Source organism: Herbidospora galbida (assembly GCF_005233835.1).
Taxonomy (GTDB): Bacteria; Actinomycetota; Actinomycetes; order Streptosporangiales; family Streptosporangiaceae; genus Herbidospora; species Herbidospora galbida.
In genome coordinates, this window is the sequence record NZ_SZQA01000011.1 from 27,970 (window position 1) to 47,071 (window position 19,102).

The following is a 19,102-nucleotide window of genomic DNA, read 5'->3' on the forward strand; positions in this document are numbered from 1 at the left end:
CCGACCGGGGTTCCATGTCCACCTTCGTGGTGCTCTTCTCGGTCGCCGTCTTCCTGCTCGCGGGCCTGCTCGTCGACGGGGGCGCGGCGATCAACGCCCGGTTGCGCGCGGCCGACATCGCCGAACAGGGCGCGCGGGCGGCGGCCGACCAGATCGACGTCGAGACGCTCCGGGCGACCGGTCAGCTGCGGCTGCTCGGCGACGCGGAGGTGTGCGGGAGAGCCGGCGAGATCGTGTCCGCGCACGACGCCGACGGGGTCGCGATGGGCCGGTGCACGGTCGGGGCTGGCCAGACCGAGGTGACCGTGGAGGTGAGCGTCACATGGGAAGCGTTCTTCCTGGCCGCGATCGGGTTTCCGGGCTCGGAGATGACCGCGTCGGCGACGGCCGTGCCCGACCAGGGAGACGGCGCGTGAAACGGACCGCCGGCGACGTCTTCGCCGGTCTGGCGGCCCTGGTGGCGCTGGCCGCGTTGCTGGGGGGCGTCCCTTATGCCCTGATCCGGTTCGCCGGGCCGCCGATCCCCGAGGAACTGCTCGACCTCGACGCGCTGATGAGCCAGGTCGGCACCGAGACGATCATCGCCGTGCTGGTGCTGCTCGTGTGGGTCGCCTGGGCCCAGCTCGTGGTCTGCGTCCTGGTCGAGGTGTACGCCGGCATCCGCCGCATCGGCATGCCCGCGCGCGTCCCGCTGTCGGGCGGCACCCAGGTGCTGGCCAACCGGCTGGTCTCGGCCGTGCTGGTTCTGTTCACGGTTTCGGCGGTCGCCGTCCCGCTGACGAGGTTCGCGTCCACGCCCGTGGCGCCCGTCCAGGCGACGCTGGTGAGCGCCGAGTCGACGATCCCCGAGCGCGCCGCCCTGGTACCGCGCGGCGAGGTCAAGAAGGTGTACGTCGTCCAGCCGCCTCACGGCCGGCACCACGAGAGCCTGTGGGAGATCGCCGAGAAGTGCCTCGGCGACGGCCGTCGCTACGGCGAGATCTACGAGCTCAACAAGCACAAGGAACAGCCCGACGGAGCCCGCCTCCACATGGCCGACCTGATCCGCCCGGGCTGGGTCCTCGACATGCCGGGCGACTCCCGCAACACTCACGTGGTCCCCGCCGACGACAGCCGCACCGAGATCCTCAAAGACCACCCGGGCCCGCCCGGCGCGGACAAATCAGAGCGCACCGCCCCCCAGCCGGACCGCGACACCCAGCCGGACCGGAACCCCCAACCCGACCGGCCCACGCAGTCAGACCGGACCACCCAGCCCGACCGGGCCGGCCAACCCGACCGGGACACCACCCTGCCGGGCGACGACACCCGCTTCGAGAACCGCGACAACACCAACGCTCAGCCCCCGGCGGAGCGGCCCGGGGCCGACCCCACGCGCAACCCGACGCGGCCACCCGCGGAGAACCGCCAGCCGACCGCCAACCCCACTCCGCCGCCCGCCGCGGGGGAGGACAACGCCGCTCGCCCGCCGGTGACGGCAGACCCAACCCGGCCACCGGTCACGGCCGATCCGACCCGCCCGCCTGTCGAGGAGGATTCGACCCGCCCCGGCGATGCGACCCGCCCCGGCCAGGCCGAGACCGGCAGGCCCGAGGCCACCGCCGGCCCGGAGCGTACCCAGCCGAAGAAACCCATCCCGACCGTCACCGCGACCACCCCAGCCGAGGAGGCGGGCATCGGGGACACCACGATCCCCAGATCAGGCGTGGTCGCCGCGCCCGAAGGCGGCACCATCCTCACCACCCCGGCCGCCGGCCAGGGCTGGACCGAGCAGGTCGATCTGGTCGACTTCCTGGCGGGCGCCTCGCTGCTCTCGGCGGGCCTGCTCCTGCTGCTGGGCCGGAGGCGCAGGCAGCAGCTCTGGACGCGGGCCTTCGGGCACCGGATCCAGCGCCCCAGGGGAGAGGCCGCCTCGGCGGAGGTCGCGATGCGGCTCGGCGCGGACGCCCCGGGCAGCCGCATCCTCGACACCGGGCTCCGGCTGCTCGGCCGGCTGCTGGCCGAGGCCGACCGGCGGCCGCCCGCCATCTACGCCCTGCACCTGTCGGCGCGGGGCATGGACCTGTGGGTGCACCCGCCGAGCCAGGAGGCCCCGGCGCCGTTCGAGGCCGCCGACGGCGGGCAGATCTGGCGGCTGGCCGCCCACGAGGCGCGGCGGCTCGACGACCAGGCCCTCGCCGACGTCCCGGCCCCCTACCCGGGCCTGTTCTCCCTCGGCACCGCCGAGACCGGCCGGGTGCTCGTCGACCTCGAAGCCGCCCACGGCGTCATCAGCGTCGTCGGCCCGCAGGCCGTCGCCGCCCTGTCGGCGCTGGCCGTCGAGCTGGTCACCAACCGCTGGTCGGACACGATGAAGGTCACCCTCGTCGGCTTCGGCCAGGAACTGCGCGCCATCGCCCCGGAACGGGTGCGCGTCGCGGCGTCGCTCGCCGAGGTCCTGCCGGAGTTCGAGAACGCCGCCACGCCGCCCGACGTGCTCACCGGGCGCATCCACGGCCGGGCGCACGACCCCGTCCACCCGCCCCACTACCTGCTCAGCGCCGTCCAGCCCACCGCCGACGAGGCGCGCAGGCTCGCGGTGCTGGCGAAGAACACCAGGTCGGCGGCCGGATACGTGATCGCCGCGCCGCTCCAGCACGCCACCTGGACGTGGGAGGTCACCGAAGACGGCCGCTCGGTCATCGACGCGCTGGGCTTCGACGTGAAGGCGCAGCTGCTGCCGCGCCGCCACTACAAGGCCATCGTCGACCTGTTCCGCACCGCCGAGGAGAAGCAGGGCGAACCGCTGCCGCTGCCGGACATCCGCCGCCACGACGAGCCTCCGGCCATCGAGGTCCGGATCCTCGGCCCGATCGAGATCTCCCCGGTCAACGCCCTGGAGGAGGGCCGCGCGGCGCTCGCCAACGAGCTGGTCGTCTACCTGGCGACCCATCCGGGCGGCGTCCACCCGGTCGTGCTGGGCGGGGTGCTGTGGCCGCGCGGCGTGCAGCCGATGGTCCGGGACGCCACCCTGGCCCGCGTCGCCGAATGGCTCGGCAAGGACCACGAGGGCCGCCCCTACCTGTACGCCGACCCGTCGGGCCGCCTCCACCTCAGCCAGGAAATCAGAACCGACTGGTCGATGTTCCAGGACCTGGTCAGACGCGGCGACCCGATGTCGCTGGAGAAGGCGCTGCACCTGGTCAGAGGCCCGTTGCTCAACTCCAGACCGGCCGGCCGCTACGCGTGGCTGGCCGCCGACCCGCTGGAGTTCGACATCACCGCCTCGGTGGCCGACGCCGCCCACCGCCTCTGCGAGTCGCGCCTCTACCGGGGCGACGCGGAGGGAGCGATAGCCGCCGCCAGGGCCGGGCTGCTGCTGGCCGCCGACGACGAGGGCCTCTGGCGCGACCTGCTCAGGGCCGCCCACGCCACCGGCGAACCGGCCCGGCTCCGCGCGGTCGTCGACGGCCTGCACCGCCGGGCCGCCTCCCACCCATACGGAGGCGGCATGGCTCCCGAGACCGAAGCCCTCATCGACGAACTGCTCCCCGTGTGGCGAGCGACGACCACCGCGTGAGAACCATGCCGAAACACATACATCACTGGATCGGGGTCCGGCCCGATCGTTACGTTCACCCCGTGCGCTGGGTAGCCGTCATCGGGCTCGTCACCGCCCTGACCGCCTGCGGAGCCCCGGCGGACAAGGGCTTCACCCCGCAGGGCGCGGGGGCGTCGAAGGCCGCCGTCGAAGCCGCGCCGGCGACCGCCGAGACCGTCACGATCACCGACGACCTGACGGTCTCGATCGAGTGGCCCGACCAGCGCGACGAGATGATCACCGCGTTCACCGACTCCTACGTGAACCAGTGGAAGGCCGTCGCCTCCGGCGGCACCGACGAGACGTACCTGCGGAACGTCGAAGACGAGGCGAGCCGCGTCGCCTACGCCTGGGTGTCCGGGTTCGCCAAGACCAGGACCTCGGCGAAGGGCGTCGCCAAGCTCTATTCGATCCGCGTCGCCGCGGTCGACGGCCGGGGCGCCGAGGTCGACGCCTGCGTCGACACCTCGGGGGTGCGGGTGGTCGACGCCACCGACGCCCCCCTGGCGCAGCAGCCCAACTGGACCAAGCCTCCCAAATCCATCTATCTCCAGGTCGCCGCCGTACGGCGAGGGGACGACGGAACCTGGCGCGTCAAGCTCTTCCAGCACGCCGCCTTTCCCGACCAAGCCGCGAAGGAGTGCCAACGGTGAAAGCCGCGCTCGCGTTGACACTGGCCCTGAACCTGGTCGCCGCCCCGACCCCCGGCGGCGCCCATGGCAAGGGTTTCCAGACGGGCCGGACCGTTGGGGTCCAGCTGACCAACTCCAACATCATCATCAGCGGCAACGGGACCAACGGCCGCGCCGACGGCTACCGGATCAAGCGCCCGTGCTGGTACGAACCCGGCAAGTCCGCCGAAGACATGCTGCAAAGCCAGGAGCAGCTCCGCAGCTGGTGGTTCCACACCAACCCCGGCGGCACCGAAGAGGACTTCCAGAAGTTCCTGGAGCAGTACAAGGACAAGGTCGGCGAAGACGGCCGCTGGTGGTCGCCGGCCTACAACGCCGCCGACCCCGGCGGCATGGCCTGCTGGTCGGCCCTCGAAGGGGCGTTGTGGGTCCCCGAGGGCGAGACCCCGGCCGGGGGGATCACGATGGAGGAGCTCCTCCAGATCGCCCGCGCCGCGCTGACCGTCCCCGAACCGACGATCCAGCTCAACCCCGACGCGAAGAGCTTCGTCAACCTGCCGACGTGGGTGTGGCTGGGCGACCAGGGCGCGACCACCCGGTCGGTCACCGCGACCCTGCCCGGCGTCATGTCGGCCACGGTCACCGCGACCCTCGACTCCATCAAGATCGACCCCGGCACCGGCTCCGACCGCGCCGAGGTGAAGCAGAACTGCGGCCCGAACGGCCACGCCTACGTGAAGGGGGGCACGTTCACCTGCGGAGTCCGCTACCTGCGTGCCTCGGCCGACCAGCCGCGCAAGGTCTACACGCTGACCGTGACGACGGTCTGGCCGGTGACGAGCAATGTCGACCAGTCTGTCGTGCCCTTCGTTTACGATCCGGTTGAGGCGACGGTGACCCGAGACGTGCCCGTGGGTGAGGTGCAAACCTCTGTCGAGGGGTAGACGAGACGTGGCCGGACGAAGTCCGGTCATGGCTCGGACGGGAATCTGCCCGATCCGGCCTCAAAAGCCCGTGATCGTGCGTCCGTCACATCTCCTTCGGCGCACGATCACGGCCCCAAAGCGAGACGCGGACGGCCGAAGGCCGGCCGTGGCTCGCGTCGTGCATCTGCCCCTAAGACAACGCGGCGCCCTCGTGGGCGAGCAGCCACTCCTTGACCGGCGTGCCGTAGTAGTAGCCGCCGTAGCCGCCCGACGACGGCAGCACCCGGTGACACGGCACGAAGGGCGCGACCAGGTTCTGCGCGCACGCGCCGCCCGCCGCGCGGGCCGCCGTCCGCGGCATTCCGGCCCGCTCGGCCAGTTCCGCGTAGCTCACCGTCGTCCCGGCCCTGACCCCGCGCAGCGCGGTCAGCAGCCGCTGCCGCCGGTCGGTGCCGGGCTGAACGGCCGCGACGCCGTCGAGGGCGTCGAGGCGTCCGTCCAGATATTCCTTTACGGCTCCCGCCGCCCCCGGAACCTCCCCGACGGTCAGGCCCAGCTTCCGCAGTTCGGGGGAGAGTCTGACGAACATGGCCTCGGGGTCGCCGGTGAACCCGGCCGCCACCAGGACGTCGTCGTGCGCGAGCATGGCCAGCGGCCCTGCGGGCGTCTGCACGGTCTGTGCGATGATCATGATTTCTCCTCGGCGTTCCACAGATGGAGCGCGGCGTAGGCCCGCCAGGGCCGCCAGCGCTCGGTCTCACTCATGGGGATGGCCAGCGCGGCCATCGTGCGGCGCAGCCCGAGGTCGTCGTCGGGCCACGCGTCGGGGTCGCGCAGCGCCCGCAGGGCCACGTAACCGGCCGTCCACGGCCCGATCCCGGGCACCTCGACCAGCGCCGCGACCGTCTCGGCCGGATCGCCGGCCTCCAGGTCGATCTCCCCGGCCGCCACCGCCTCGGCGGCGGCCCGCAGCGTGGCCACCCGGCGCGTCGTCATGCCCAGCCCGTCGAGGTCGAGGCCGACCATCTCCTCGGCCGACGGGAAGATCTCTTCCGACCGGGCGGCGATGCGCCCCAGGATCGTGCGGGCCCCGGCGACGGAGATCTGCTGACCGACGACGGCCCGTACGAGCAGCTCGAAGGAGTCCCACGCGCCCGGCACCCGCAGCCCCGGCCGGGCCGCGACGAGCGGCCCGAGCGTGGTCGGTTCGAGGGCGGCGGCGATCGCGTGGGGGTCGGCGTCGAGGTCGAGCAGCCGGCGGCACCGGGCCACGATCCGGGCGAGATGGCGGGTGTCCCCGCCGGTCACGGTCAGCCGGACGTGGTCGGTGACCGGGGTCAGCGTGACCTCGCCGCCGGGGATCCGCCGCTTGTAGACGGCGTTGTCGACGACCTCCTCCACGCCCGGCACGGCCCGCGCGGCGAGGAAGCCCAGCAGCGCCCGCGCCTCGAACGGCTGACGCACGCCCAGCCGCAGGGTCAGCCCCCCGGTCGCCATCGGCCCGTCGGACCTGCGCAGGTCGCTGGGCGCGAACCGGTAGGACTCCTTCATGGCGGCGTTGAACTGGCGTACCGACCCGAAGCCCGCCGCGAAGGCCACGTCGGCCATCGGCAGCGACGTCTCGGTCAGCAGCTGCTTGGCCAGCAGCAGCCGCCGGGTCCGCGCCACCGCGAGCGGCCCGGTGCCGAGCTCGGCCGCGAACAGCCGGTGCAGGTGGCGCTCGCTGACGTGCAGGCGGCGGGCCAGCTCGGCCACCCCGCCGTCGTCGGCGACCCCGTCGTCGATCAGCCGCAGGGCGCGTCCGACCAGGTCGGCCCGGACGTCCCACCCGGGCGCCCCCGGCGACAGCTCGGGCCGGCACCGCCGGCAGGGCCGGAACCCGGCCGCCTCGGCGGAGGCGGCATGGTCGTAGAACCGCACGTTCTTGCGGGCGGGGGTCCGCGCCGGGCAGATCGGCCGGCAGTAGATGCCGGTCGAGGTCACCGCCGTGTAGAACCGCCCGTCGAACCTGCGGTCCCTGGCCGAGATCACCAGGTAGCGCTCTTCGAAGTCGAGTGTGTTCACGTCGAACACGCTACGCCCAGCTCAACAGCCCAGGCTGGCGGATTTCGGACCCCAGCGTGGCCACCCCTCTGACCAGCCGGAACGTCACGAAGCCCCGGCCTCCGCGCCCGGTGGCGCGGGTTACGGTGGAGCCGGAGACCGGCGGCGGGGCCGGCCGGGCGGAGCCGTGACGGAAAGCCCTTGCACGGCGCGGAAGCTGATTCGGGCGGCTTGCGCCGCCCGAAATTTCGGCATATCGACCTGCCCGTGACCGCCGGAGGCGCTACTTCGACGAAATGCCCACGCCGAGGTCGAACTCCCGATAGACCCGTGCCCAGAAGCCGTCGCGCAACCAGACGCGGGCCTCCGGGTAGGGACGCAGGGAGTGCCCGAGCTCCTTCTCGGCCTCGATGAGCAACTCGGTGTCGATGACCGTCGGCAGGAGCGGTCCGGGCAGGAGGTCGCGGATGTTGTCGCGGCCCCGCGTCAGGATCCACTTCTGCGCGACGTGCTCGCCGACCTCCTCCACGCGGGGACGGCTGGGCCCGAGCTTGGGCTGGCCGGCCTGCTTCTGCGGCGGGGCGGCCGGTTTCGCGGTGCGGCCCGCGAAGACCTGGGCCGGTGAGGGCGGCGGGGTCACCGCCACCGGGATCGGCGCACGCGTGAAAAAGGCCCTCAGGAAATCAGCGGTGATGATCTCAACGGTGTCGGACTCCCAGACCAGCCGTTCGGCCTGGTTCGTGCCAAAGGGAGGCTCGACCCCCCACAGGTGCACCCGGACTCCGTAGGCCTGGGCGGCCTCCACCGCCGGGACCATGTCCTCGTCACCGGCGATCAAGACGGTGTCACTGACGGCGTGGTGCCGGGCCAGCGCCTCCAGGTCGCTCCGTATCTGGGCGTCGACGCCCTTCTGCTGGCCACGCGCGTTGAGGTTGCCAAGCCGCACCTTCACCCAGGGGAGCTGGGCGATCACCCGCTGGTCGACCGTGGGGACACGGTCGCGGGCGGCGTCGTACCAATAGACACGCAGGAGTTCGCCGGGGAGGCGCTCCATGGCATGCTTCTGCAGGGATTGGATCAGTTCGTCGGCCGCGACGCGATATTCCTTGCGTTCCTTCGCGCCCAGCAGAACCTCGCCGGCGGCGGCGTAGAGATAACCGACATCGACGAGAACCGCGTATTTCGCTGCCATGCTGTGCACTGCGAGGTCCGGGATGGCCATCGCGTCCTCCAGGCCTCGTCTCCGTGTGTTGTTGGTCTAGCTGGTATTGCCCTTTTGGAGATACTCCCAACTCTTGGGCCACTTGACACCCGGTTCGGCCGATCTAATCCCTGTCTATTCGGGTAGTCCGCTGGCCCTCCAGGTTCCCTTACCGGGCCTTGGGGGGACGTTTCCCCGCATCCTTCGCGAAGGGGCCCGCCACCTGGGCGGACTCGGCTCACTTTTCTGCTCCGTCAGTGAAATATCACGTAGCGCTACGACGAGCGCGGCCACCTCTTCGGGCGTCGCGTCGCCGCGCACGATCCTCAGGTGGGTCATAGGGGGATGTTCCCATGCTTCTTCGGCGGGAGGGAGGCCCGCTTGTTCCGCAGCGTCCGCAGCGCTCGCACGACCTTCACGCGGGTGTCGGACGGCCGGATCACCGCGTCGACGTAGCCCCGCTCGGCGGCGAGATAGGGGTTGGCGAGGGTGTCCTCGTATTCGGTGATGTAGCGGGCCCGCGCCGAGTCGGGGTCTTTCGCGTCGGCCAGTTCGCGGCGGTAGAGGATGTTGACCGCGCCCTGGGCGCCCATCACCGCGATCTGGGCGGTCGGCCAGGCCAGGTTGATGTCGGCGCCGAGGTGCTTGGAGCCCATGACGTCGTAGGCGCCGCCGTACGCCTTGCGGGTGATCACGGTGACCAGGGGGACGGTGGCCTCGGCGTAGGCGTACAGGAGCTTGGCCCCGCGCCGGATGATGCCGTTCCACTCCTGGTCGGTGCCGGGCAGGAAGCCGGGCACGTCGACGAAGGTCAGCACCGGCAGGTTGAACGCGTCGCAGGTGCGGACGAACCGGGCCGCCTTCTCGGAGGCCGCGATGTCGAGCGTGCCGGCCAGCGACATCGGCTGGTTGGCCACGATCCCGACCGGGCGTCCCTCGACCCGCCCGAACCCGACGAGGATGTTGGGCGCGAATCCGGCGTGCATCTCCAGGAACTCGCCGTCGTCGAGCACGTGCGACAGCACGGTGTGCATGTCATAGGGCTGGTTGGCCGAGTCGGGGATCAGCGTGTCGAGCTCCCGGTCCTCGTCGGTGACCGTGAGGTCGGCCTCGGCGTCGAAGACCGGCGGCTCGTCGAGGTTGTTCGACGGCAGGTACGACAGCAGCGCCCGCGCGAAGTCGAGGCAGTCCTGCTCGTCGGTGGCCTCGTAGTGGGCCACGCCCGACTTGGAGTTGTGCGTGTGCGCGCCGCCGAGCTCCTCGAACGTCACCTCCTCGCCGGTGACCGTCTTGATCACGTCGGGGCCGGTGATGAACATGTGCGACTTCTCCGACACCATCAGCACGAAGTCGGTGAGGGCCGGCGAGTAGACCGCGCCGCCGGCGCACGGCCCCATGATCAGCGAGATCTGCGGGATCACGCCCGAGGCGTGCACGTTGCGGCGGAAGATCTCGGCGTACAGGCCGAGGGAGACGACACCCTCCTGGATGCGCGCGCCCCCGGAGTCGTTGATGCCGATGACCGGGCAGCCGGTCTTCAGGGCGTGGTCCATGACCTTGACGATCTTCTCGCCGAAGACCTCGCCGAGCGACCCGCCGAAGACGGTGAAGTCCTGCGCGAACACCGCGACCGGACGCCCGTCGACCGTTCCGTAGCCCGTCACGACGCCGTCGCCGTAGGGCCGTTCGCGGTCCATCCCGAAGCTGGTCGACCGGTGCCGCGCCAGCTCGTCGAACTCGACGAACGAGCCCTCGTCGAGGAACGCCGCCAGGCGCTCCCGGGCCGTCATCTTGCCCTTCTCGTGCTGCTTGGACACCGCGCGCGCCGACCCCGCGTGAGCCGCCTCGTCGAGCCGTCGCTCCAGGTCGGCGATCTTCCCCGCGGTCGTGTGCACGTCGATCTCAGGCACCGGTTCGGCAGTCATGGCGCAAGGGTAATCCGGCCGTCCCCAGCGAATTCCCAGGGGGTCGGCACGCGTGGGCCGCGTGACGCAGGGTAGTCGCGTGCCATGACTACGCAGGCCCCGAGTCTGAAGCGCGTCATCGGACGCCGCATGCTGCTGCTGTTCGTCGTCGGCGACATCCTGGGCGCCGGCATCTACGCTCTGGCCGGCAAGGTGGCCGGCGAGGTCGGCGGCGCTCTGTGGGTGCCGTTCCTGGTCGCGTTCGTCCTGGCGGCCCTGACCGCGACGGCGTACGCGGAACTGGTCGGCAAGTACCCGCAGGCGGCCGGCGCGGCCCTCTACACCAACCGCGCCTTCGGCATCCCGTTCCTGACCTTCATCGTGGCCTTCGCGGTCCTGATGAGCGGGGTGACCTCGGCCGGCGCGGCGGCCAGGGCCTTCGGCGGCACCTACCTCGCCGAGTTCGTCACCCTCCCCACGGTGGTGGGCGCCCTGATCTTCCTGGCGATCGTGACCCTGGTGAACTTCGCCGGGATCTCCGAATCGGTCAAGGTCAACGTGGTCCTCACCCTGATCGAGGCGTTCGGCCTGCTGGTCATCATCGCGATCGGCGTGTACGCCCTCCTCACCGGCGACGGCGACCCCTCGCGCGCCCTGGAGTTCCACCCCGAGAACGGCGCCTTCCTCGGCATCCTCGGCGGCACCGCCCTGGCCTTCTACGCCCTCCTCGGCTTCGAGGACTCGGTCAACCTGGCCGAAGAGGCCCAGGACCCGCAGCGCTCCTTCCCCCGGGCCCTGTTCGGCGGCCTGGCCATCGCCGGCGTCATCTACCTGGCGGTCGCGTTCACCGCGACGATGCTCGTCGACACCGAGACCCTGAAGAACTCCAGCGGCCCTCTCCTCGAAGTGGTCAAGGTCGCCGGCCTGGAGTTCCCCCCGAAGCTCTTCGCCCTCATCGCCCTGCTCGCGGTCGGCAACACCGCCCTGATCAACATGCTGATGGCCTCCCGCCTGGTCTACGGCATGGCCCGCGAGGGCATCGTCCCGAAGGTCTTCGGCGTGGTCCACCCGAGCCGCGCCACCCCGTGGGTCGCCATCGTCTTCACCGTCGCCATCGCCGTGGTCCTGGTCTGCACCGGCGACGTCGGCGGCCTGGCCGACACGACGGTCCTGCTGCTCCTGTGCGTCTTCACGATCGTCAACATCTCGGTCCTGGTCCTGCGCAGGGAGCCCGTCGACCACGACCACTTCCACGCCCCGGTCTGGGCCCCGGTCCTGGGTGCGGTCGCCTGCGTGATCCTGATCCTCCCGATCACGGGCCGCGAGGGCTCGGTCTACCTGCGCGCGCTCATCCTCCTGGCCATCGGCGTGCTGCTGTGGGCGGTGAACCACGTGGCGAGCCGGCGGTCGAAATCGTGACCTCTCTGGCAGAGATCGGCAGAGCCGGATCCGCTCGAGCCGGGGCAGAGTGGAGGGCATGACAGAGGCGGTTCGGACGCGGGGCCTGGTGAAGGCCTTCGGGCAGCAGGTCGCGGTTGCCGGGGTGGATCTGGTCGTACCGGCCGGGAGTTTCGCGGGGCTCGTGGGGCCCAACGGCGCGGGGAAGACGACCACCCTGAGCATGATCACTGGGCTGCTCAGGCCCGACGGCGGGCTGGTGGAGATCCACGGCGCCGACGCCTGGGCCGAGCCCGTGAAGGTCAAGAGCTCCATCGGAGTGCTGCCCGAAGGGCTGCGGCTCTTCGAGCGGCTCAGCGGGCGGGAGCTGCTGCTCTACAACGCCGAGCTGCGCGGCATCTCCCGGGAGGAGGGTGCGAAGCGGGCCGCCGAGCTGCTGAAGGTCATGGACCTCGTCGAGTCGCAGGACAAGCTCGTCGTCGACTACTCGACCGGCATGCGGAAGAAGATCGGCCTGGCCGCCGCGCTGCTGCACAACCCGGCCGTGCTGTTCCTCGACGAGCCGTTCGAGGGCGTCGACCCGGTCAGCGCCAACACCCTCACCGAGGTGCTGCGCCGCTACACCGCCTCCGGGTCGACCGTCATCTTCTCCAGCCACGTCATGGACCTCGTCGAGCGGCTGTGCGACTGGGTCTCGGTCATGTCGCGTGGCCAGATCGTCGCGCAGGGGCCGACCGACGAGGTGCGGCGCGGGCGTTCGCTCAACGAGGCGTTCCTCGACCTCGTCGGGGCCGGCGGGTCCGGAGAGGAGGGCCTGTCGTGGTTGGGCTCTTCGTCCGGCTGAAGCTCCGGCTCATCGCCGGGAGCCTCAAGGGCACCGCGCAGCAGCGGGCCGGGTTCATCTTCTCGCTGATCGCCGGGCTGGTGGTCGCCCTCGTCGGGTTCTACCTGATGGCGGGGCTGCGGGCGCTCGATCCCGGCATGGCCGCCGACGTCGGGGTGGTCTTCTTCACGTCCATCCTGATCATGTGGATCGTCGGGCCGCTGCTGATGTTCGGGCTCGACGACACCCTCGACCCCGCCCGGCTCGCATTGTTCCCGCTGACGACCGGGCAGCTCACGCGTGGGCTGCTGGCCTCCTCCGCCGTCGGCATCTGGCCGATCGCGTCGCTGTTCGCGATGACGGGCGTGATCTTCGGGCTGGCCCGCTCGGTCACCGGAGCGGTCATCGGGATCGTCGCGGTGCCCGTCGCGTTCGCCTGCTGCCTGGTGGTGTCGCGGCTGGTCACCACCGCGCTGTCCGGCGCGCTCCGGACCCGGCGCGGGCGCGACCTGATGGCGGTCGCCGTCATCCTCCTCGTCGTGGGGTCGCAGCTGCCGGGCATGCTGCTCAACCAGGGGCTCGGCACCGGCCTGGAGATCATCACCCGGACCGCCGGGGTGCTGCGCTGGTCGCCCACCGGACTGGCCGCCCACGCCATCGCCGACGGCGGGCTCGTGGGGGTCGCCGAGGTCGTGGCGGTGGCGCTGTTCACCGCCGGCTGCGCGTGGCTGTGGATCGTCGCGCTCAAGGCCGCCCTCGTCAGGGCCGACTCGTCGAGCCAGGGCGGCGGGAGCGTCCGGCGGTCGCGGTTCGGCGGGCTGCTGCCCGAGGGCGTGCTCGGGGCGGTCGTCGCCAAGGAGCTCAAGTACGCCCGCCGCGACCCCCGGGGCCGCGTCACCTGGGTCAGCGCCCTGGCCGTCATCATCATCATGATCTTCTCGACCCGGAACAACACCGGCGGCGAGCCGACCGTCTGGATGGGCGTCTTCCCCGTCTGGCTGGGCGGCCTGGTGGTGTCGCTGCAGGCGACCAACTCCTTCGGCATCGACGGCCGGGCCCTGTGGATCAACGCCGTCGTGTACGCCAAACCCGAGGCCCTCCGCGCCGACCTGGCCGGACGCCAGCTCGCCATCACCTTCCTCGGCGTTCCGCTGATCGGCCTGACGGCCGTGGTCACCGGCCTGCTGACCAAGCCCGAGTGGATCCTCCCCGCGGCCCTGACCGGCTGGGGCGTGATGGGGCTGGTCTTCACGGTCGGGGCGTTCACCAGCGTCTACATCGCCTACACGCAGCCCGAGCGCATCAACGCCTTCACCGGCGCCGCCCCCGGGCAGGGCGGGCAGGCGTTCGTGTCGTCGATCGGGTCGCTGGTCGGCGGCGCGGTGCTGTCGCTGCCGGTGCTCATCCCGGTCATGGCGGGCTACGTCTGGGTGTCGGTGCTGATGCCGGTCTACGGCTTCGGGCTCGCCTGGCTGGCCCGGAGGAAGGCGTCGGTGATCGGCTTCCGGCGGATGCCGGAGCTGATGGCGGATGTGTCGCGGCCGACCTAGGCAGTGGCCTGGTCAGTGGTCTAGTCCAATGGGTGAGACCGGTCTGAGGCTGTTCGTGACCACTCGCTAGTCTTCCAACCATGGCCGCCCTGTCTCACCACGACCGCCACAGCGCCGTCACCGAGATGCCCGACGACCTCCGCGCCGACGTCCGCCTCCTGGGAGAGATCCTGGGGCAGGCAATTGCCGAAGACGGCGGCCCCGACCTGCTGGCCGATGTCGAACGTCTCCGCAAAGCGGTCATCGCCGCCCGCAGGCGGGAGACCACGGTCGACGACGTGGCGGCTCTGGTCGCCGAATGGCCCCTCGATCGGGCCGTGTTGATCGCCCGTGCCTTCACCTGTTACTTCCACCTCGCCAACCTGGCCGAGGAGCACTACCGCATCCGCATCCTGCGGCAGCGCGACCGCGACGACGTGCCGGTGCCCGAGTCGCTGCCGCAGGCCGTGCGGGCGCTCCGCAGCGACGTGGGGGCCGCGGAGCTCGACCGTCTCATCGGGGAGCTGGAGTTCCGGCCGGTGCTGACGGCCCACCCGACCGAGGCCCGGCGGCGCGCGGTGGTGACCGCGATCCAGCGGATCAGCGGCCACCTCGACCTCTACAACACGCCCGGCCGGGGCGCGGGGGAGCAGCAGGAGGCCAAGCGGCGGCTGCGTGAAGAGGTCGACCTGCTGTGGCGGACCGCCCAGCTGCGGTCGACCAAGCTCGACCCGCTCGACGAGGTGCGCACCGCGATGGCGGCCTTCGACGAGACCCTCTTCCGGGCCGTGCCGCTGATCTACCGGTCGCTCGACGGCGCCCTGGAGCCGGGCACCGGCACCCGCCCGCCGCTCGCCCGCCCCTACATCCGCTACGGCTCCTGGATCGGCGGCGACCGCGACGGCAACCCCAACGTGACCTCGAAGGTCACGCGTGAGGCCCTGCTGATCCAGAACGAGCACGTGCTGATCGCGCTGGAGAACGCGGCCACCCGCATCGGCCGCACGATGACGCCGGCCGCCGACCGCACCCCGCTCTCGCCCGCCCTGCGCGCCGCCCTCTCGCGCGCCGAGGGCGACTTCCCCGACCTGGTCTCCGAGATGGCGACCCGCTCGCCGAGTGAGCCGCACCGGCAGTGGCTGCTGTTCGTGGCCGGGCGCATCGCCGCGACCCGCCGCCGCGACCTCGACCTCGCCTACCGGTCGCCCGCCGACCTGCTCACCGACCTGCGGCTGGCGCAGGAGTCGCTCGTCGCGGCCGGCGCGGTGCGGCAGGCGTACGGAGAACTCCAGCACCTGATCTGGCAGGTGGAGACCTTCGGGTTCCACCTGGCCGAGCTGGAGGTGCGTCAGCACTCCCAGGTCCACGCCGCCGCGCTGGCCGAGATCGAGGCCGGCGGGGCCCGGTCGGAGCGCACCGAAGAGGTGCTGGCCACGATCCGGAGCATCGCCTGGATCCAGGAGCGCTTCGGCGTCACCGCCTGCTCCCGCTACGTCGTCTCGTTCACCCGCTCGGCCGACGACATCCTGGCCGTGTACGCCCTGGCCGACCACGCCCTGGGCGACCGCGCGCCGGTGCTCGACGTGGTGCCGCTGTTCGAGTCGGGGGAGGACCTCGACAACTCGGTGCGCGTGCTGACCGGGATGATCGCCTCCGAACCCGTACAGAAGCGGCTGGCGGCCAACGGCCGCCGGGTCGAGGTCATGCTCGGCTACTCCGACTCCGCCAAGGAGCTCGGCCCGGCCGCCGCGACCATGCGCCTCTACGACGCCCAGGCCGCGCTCACGAAGTGGGCCGCCGAGAACGAGATCGTGCTCACCCTCTTCCACGGCCGGGGCGGCGCCCTGGGCCGGGGCGGCGGACCGGCCAACCGGGCGGTCCTCGCCCAGGCGCCGGGTTCGGTCAACGGCCGGTTCAAGGTCACCGAGCAGGGCGAGGTCATCTTCGCCCGCTACGGCCACATGGCCATCGCCCGCCGCCACATCGAGCAGGTCACCAACGCCGTGCTGCTCGCCTCGACCAGCCCGGTCGAGCAGCGCACCGCCGACTCCGCCGCGAAGTTCCGCGAGCTGGCCGACCAGGTCGCCACCGCGTCCGAGCGGGCCTACCGGGGCCTGACCGAGGCGCCCGGCTTCCCCGAGTGGTTCGCGCTGGTCAGCCCGCTTGAGGAGATCGGCTCGCTGCGCCTCGGCTCCCGCCCGGCCCGCCGCGGCCTGGGGGCGCCGAAGTCGCTCGACGACCTGCGCGCCATCCCGTGGGTGTTCGCCTGGGCCCAGACGAGGGTCAACCTCCCTGGTTGGTACGGCCTGGGCTCCGGCCTGGCCGCCGTCCTCGACGCCGGAGGCCAGGCGGAACTGCGGGAGGCCTACAAGGAGTGGCCGCTGTTCGCCTCGCTGCTCGACAACGTGGAGATGTCGCTGGCCAAGACCGACCGCGCCATCGCCAGCCGCTACCTGGCGCTGGGCGGCCGCGACGACTTCTTCAAGCAGGTCATGGACGAATACGACCTGACCCGGCGGCTGGTCCTGGAGATCACCGGCCACTCCCGGCTGCTGGAGTCGAGAAGGGTGCTGTCGAGGGCCGTCCAGCTGAGAGACCCCTACGTCGACGCCCTGTCGCACCTGCAGCTGCGGGCGCTGACCGCGCTGCGGACCTCCGGCGACCTCAGCGACGACGAGCGCGAGAGCCTCTCGACGCTGCTCCTGCTCAGCGTCAACGGCGTGGCCGCCGGCCTGCAGAACACGGGCTGACCGAATCGGGGCCCGCCCCGCGGGGCGGGCCTGCCATTCCCCTCATAACGGTCAACCGTGACCCTCACGGGTAGCCGCGACTACATGGGGTAGTAATCCCAGGTCATCGACTGTTCGTCGAACGGAACGGTGTTCGGAAGGGAGAATGGCAGTCATGCCCGAACCTTCGTATCCCGATCTCGACCGGCCCCAGTTGTCCCAGGCCGCCCTCAGGGCCGAGCTGGTCCGGCCCGGATCGTTGTGGTCGTCCCTCACCGTGGTCGAGCGCACCGGCTCCACCAACGCGGACCTCGGGCAGGCCGTCCGCGACGGCGTCCGCGAGGGCGCGGTCCTGGCGGCCGAGTCCCAGTACGCCGGGCGGGGCCGCCTCGGCCGCGTCTGGATCGCCCCGCCGCGTTCCGGGCTCACCTTCTCGGTCCTGCTCCGGCCCGACGTCAAGGTCGCGCTGCAGGGCTGGCTGCCGCTGCTGTTCGGGCTGGCCGCCGCCACCGCGATCCGGCAGGTCGCCGAGGTCGACGTACGGCTGAAATGGCCCAACGACCTGCTCCACGACGAGCGCAAGCTGGCTGGCATCCTGGCCGAGCGCATCGATTCGGCCGTCGTCATCGGCATGGGCCTCAACGTCAGCCTCCGCGAGTCCGAGCTCCCCGTCGGCCACGCCACCTCCCTCGCACTGGCCGGAGCGGCCTGCCTCGACCGCGACCGGCTGCTGGCCGGGGTGCTGCGGGAGCTCGAACGGCTCTACCGCGACTGGTGTCTGGCCGGCGGCGACGCCGACGCGTCGGGGCTGCGGGCCGCCTACCTGGCGGCGAGCGCGACGGTCGGGCAGGAGGTCCGGGTCGAACTGCCCGGCGAACGGCTGCTCGCGGGCCGGGCGACCGGCATCAGCGAGTCGGGTCAGCTCATCGTCAGGAGCGGGGGCGTCGACCACCCGCTGAGCGCGGGCGACGTCGTCCACGCGCGCCTGTAGCGCTTCGCGTCAACCCTGCCCGGGACGGACCGGTACGTGCCACGATGTGGCCCATGGGTCTCCCTGATCACTACCTGACCGACGGAGAGCGAGTCGTCCACTCGTTCCACCCTCACTGGAAGCGGCTCGTCGGTCCGTTCCTCGCGCTGGTCCTCGTCGTGGCCGCCTCGTCGGCCGCGATCTACTTCATACCGAACGACTACGAATACTCCGGCATCGCCCGCATCGCGGTCGCGGTGGTCTCGGTCGTCGCGCTCGTCCTGCTCACCTTCGTGCCCTATCTGCGGTGGAAGACGACCGGCTACACGCTGACCACCCACCGGTTCACGATCAGCACCGGCGTCCTCAGCAAGTCCCAGGACGACATCCCGCTCGCCAAGGTCAACTCGGTCAGCTCCGACCAGACCCTGATGGAGCGCGTCCTGGGCAGCGGGACCCTGAAGGTAGAGTCGGCGTCCGAACGCGGGGTCATCGACTACCGCGACATTCCCAAGATCCAGACCATCCGCGCCGATCTGTTCCGGCTGGTGGAGGACGCGTCCGACGGGGTCGTCGACGGTCACTGATCTGTGGCGGTCCTCACATAGGCAAGCCTAACCAAAGTCGGCTACCTTAGGAGAGCCTTACCTATGCTTCTCCGAAGGGTCCCTGGATGTACGCCTGTGTGTGCCGCGCCGTCACCGAGAACGAGGTGCACGACTGCATCGCCAACGGCGCCCGGACCGTCCGGCAGATCCGCGACACCACGGGCGCCGGGGGCGACTGCGCCTCTTGTGTCAGGAAGATCTGTGCCATTCTGAAGCGGTCAGAGAGTTTGATCACGACCGCTTAGGCAAGGGGCCCCGGCATGCAGGGCGACAAGGACATCATTGCGCTGCTCAACGAGCAGCTTACGTCTGAGCTGACGGCCATCAATCAGTACTTCCTCCACGCCAAGATGCAGGAGAACTGGGGCTTCACCAAGCTCGCCAGCTTCACCCGCGCCGAGTCGATCGACGAGATGCGCCACGCCGAGGCGCTGACCGACCGCATCCTCTTCCTCGACGGCCTGCCCAACTACCAGAAGCTCTTCACCCTCCACGTCGGCCAGACCGTCAAGGAGCAGATCCAGAGCGACCTGGAGCTCGAGCTCGGCGTGGTCAAGCGCCTGAAGCCGGGCATCGCCCTGATGCGTGAGCGCGGCGACATCGTCTCGGCGCTGCTCTTCGAGGAGATCCTCAAGGACGAGGAACACCACATCGACTACCTGGAGACCGAGTTGTCCCTCATGGAGACGCTTGGTGACGCTCTGTACCTCCAGCGGTACGCCGAGCCGCCGTCCGCGTCCTGACGCAGTCGAGACGCAG

The 19,102-nt window shown here is 71.2% G+C and carries 17 protein-coding genes; 12 read left to right on the plus strand and 5 right to left on the minus strand.

Annotated features, from left to right (window positions below):
• Positions 1 to 14 precede the first annotated feature (14 nt).
• From FDA94_RS13565 to FDA94_RS13580, 4 genes are all read left to right on the plus strand, one after another.
• Positions 15 to 416 carry a pilus assembly protein TadG-related protein gene (locus FDA94_RS13565; protein ID WP_137247426.1) on the plus strand — a complete coding sequence of 134 codons (402 nt, stop codon included), beginning with the start codon at positions 15 to 17 and terminating at the stop codon, positions 414 to 416.
• Positions 413 to 3,559 (plus strand): hypothetical protein, encoded by a 3,147-nt coding sequence (locus FDA94_RS39885; protein ID WP_212735312.1) that lies wholly within the window; start codon positions 413 to 415, stop codon positions 3,557 to 3,559. The genes FDA94_RS13565 and FDA94_RS39885 overlap by 4 nt, the downstream gene beginning before the upstream one ends.
• Positions 3,560 to 3,621: 62 nt before the next feature.
• A complete protein-coding gene (locus FDA94_RS13575) occupies positions 3,622 to 4,233 on the plus strand; it encodes a hypothetical protein (protein ID WP_137247427.1) in 612 nt (203 codons plus the stop codon).
• Positions 4,230 to 5,156 carry a hypothetical protein gene (locus tag FDA94_RS13580; RefSeq protein WP_137247428.1) on the plus strand — a complete coding sequence of 309 codons (927 nt, stop codon included), beginning with the start codon at positions 4,230 to 4,232 and terminating at the stop codon, positions 5,154 to 5,156. Before FDA94_RS13575 ends, FDA94_RS13580 begins: the two co-directional genes overlap by 4 nt.
• Positions 5,157 to 5,328: 172 nt before the next feature.
• Here the strand turns inward: FDA94_RS13580 and FDA94_RS13585 are convergent, their stop codons facing one another.
• The 5 genes from FDA94_RS13585 to FDA94_RS13605 all read right to left on the minus strand — a co-directional run bounded on the left by FDA94_RS13585 (position 5,329) and on the right by FDA94_RS13605 (position 10,307).
• On the minus strand, positions 5,329 to 5,829 hold the full coding sequence (locus FDA94_RS13585) for a methylated-DNA--[protein]-cysteine S-methyltransferase (RefSeq protein ID WP_137247429.1): 501 nt from the start codon (positions 5,827 to 5,829) through the stop codon (positions 5,329 to 5,331).
• Positions 5,826 to 7,202: a DNA-3-methyladenine glycosylase 2 family protein gene (locus FDA94_RS13590; protein ID WP_212735313.1), complete on the minus strand. Its 1,377-nt coding sequence runs from the start codon at positions 7,200 to 7,202 to the stop codon at positions 5,826 to 5,828. Before FDA94_RS13590 ends, FDA94_RS13585 begins: the two co-directional genes overlap by 4 nt.
• A gap of 262 nt (positions 7,203 to 7,464) precedes the next feature.
• Positions 7,465 to 8,403 carry an NYN domain-containing protein gene (locus tag FDA94_RS13595; RefSeq protein WP_062344810.1) on the minus strand — a complete coding sequence of 313 codons (939 nt, stop codon included), beginning with the start codon at positions 8,401 to 8,403 and terminating at the stop codon, positions 7,465 to 7,467.
• A gap of 114 nt (positions 8,404 to 8,517) precedes the next feature.
• Entirely contained in the window at positions 8,518 to 8,721 is a 204-nt protein-coding gene (locus FDA94_RS13600; RefSeq protein ID WP_083974178.1) for an acyl-CoA carboxylase subunit epsilon, read from the minus strand.
• The gene (locus FDA94_RS13605) at positions 8,718 to 10,307 is read right to left on the minus strand and encodes an acyl-CoA carboxylase subunit beta (protein WP_170990921.1); all 1,590 of its coding nucleotides are present in this window, start codon (positions 10,305 to 10,307) and stop codon (positions 8,718 to 8,720) included. Before FDA94_RS13605 ends, FDA94_RS13600 begins: the two co-directional genes overlap by 4 nt.
• An 84-nt stretch (positions 10,308 to 10,391) precedes the next feature.
• On the opposite strand from FDA94_RS13605, the gene FDA94_RS13610 reads away from it, so the two are divergent.
• The 8 genes from FDA94_RS13610 (at position 10,392) to bfr (ending at position 19,086) form a co-directional block, all read left to right on the plus strand.
• Positions 10,392 to 11,705 carry an APC family permease gene (locus tag FDA94_RS13610; protein WP_137247431.1) on the plus strand — a complete coding sequence of 438 codons (1,314 nt, stop codon included), beginning with the start codon at positions 10,392 to 10,394 and terminating at the stop codon, positions 11,703 to 11,705.
• Positions 11,706 to 11,763: 58 nt separating this feature from the next.
• Positions 11,764 to 12,528, plus strand: coding sequence for an ABC transporter ATP-binding protein (locus FDA94_RS13615; protein WP_062342910.1), 765 nt, complete (start codon positions 11,764 to 11,766; stop codon positions 12,526 to 12,528).
• A complete protein-coding gene (locus FDA94_RS13620) occupies positions 12,504 to 14,057 on the plus strand; it encodes a hypothetical protein (RefSeq protein WP_137247432.1) in 1,554 nt (517 codons plus the stop codon). Before FDA94_RS13615 ends, FDA94_RS13620 begins: the two co-directional genes overlap by 25 nt.
• Before the next feature lie 80 nt (positions 14,058 to 14,137).
• Positions 14,138 to 16,786 (plus strand): phosphoenolpyruvate carboxylase, encoded by a 2,649-nt coding sequence (locus FDA94_RS13625; RefSeq protein WP_137247433.1) that lies wholly within the window; start codon positions 14,138 to 14,140, stop codon positions 16,784 to 16,786.
• Positions 16,787 to 16,940: 154 nt separating this feature from the next.
• Positions 16,941 to 17,756: a biotin--[acetyl-CoA-carboxylase] ligase gene (locus FDA94_RS13630; RefSeq protein ID WP_137247434.1), complete on the plus strand. Its 816-nt coding sequence runs from the start codon at positions 16,941 to 16,943 to the stop codon at positions 17,754 to 17,756.
• Positions 17,757 to 17,809: 53 nt separating this feature from the next.
• Positions 17,810 to 18,322, plus strand: a complete 513-nt coding sequence (locus FDA94_RS13635; RefSeq protein WP_137247435.1) for a PH domain-containing protein — start codon at positions 17,810 to 17,812, stop codon at positions 18,320 to 18,322.
• Positions 18,323 to 18,408: 86 nt separating this feature from the next.
• Positions 18,409 to 18,588: a (2Fe-2S)-binding protein gene (locus tag FDA94_RS13640; RefSeq protein WP_062342920.1), complete on the plus strand. Its 180-nt coding sequence runs from the start codon at positions 18,409 to 18,411 to the stop codon at positions 18,586 to 18,588.
• Between the two features lie 15 nt (positions 18,589 to 18,603).
• Entirely contained in the window at positions 18,604 to 19,086 is a 483-nt protein-coding gene (gene bfr / locus FDA94_RS13645; RefSeq protein ID WP_062342923.1) for a bacterioferritin, read from the plus strand.
• The last annotated feature ends 16 nt before the right edge of the window (positions 19,087 to 19,102 follow it).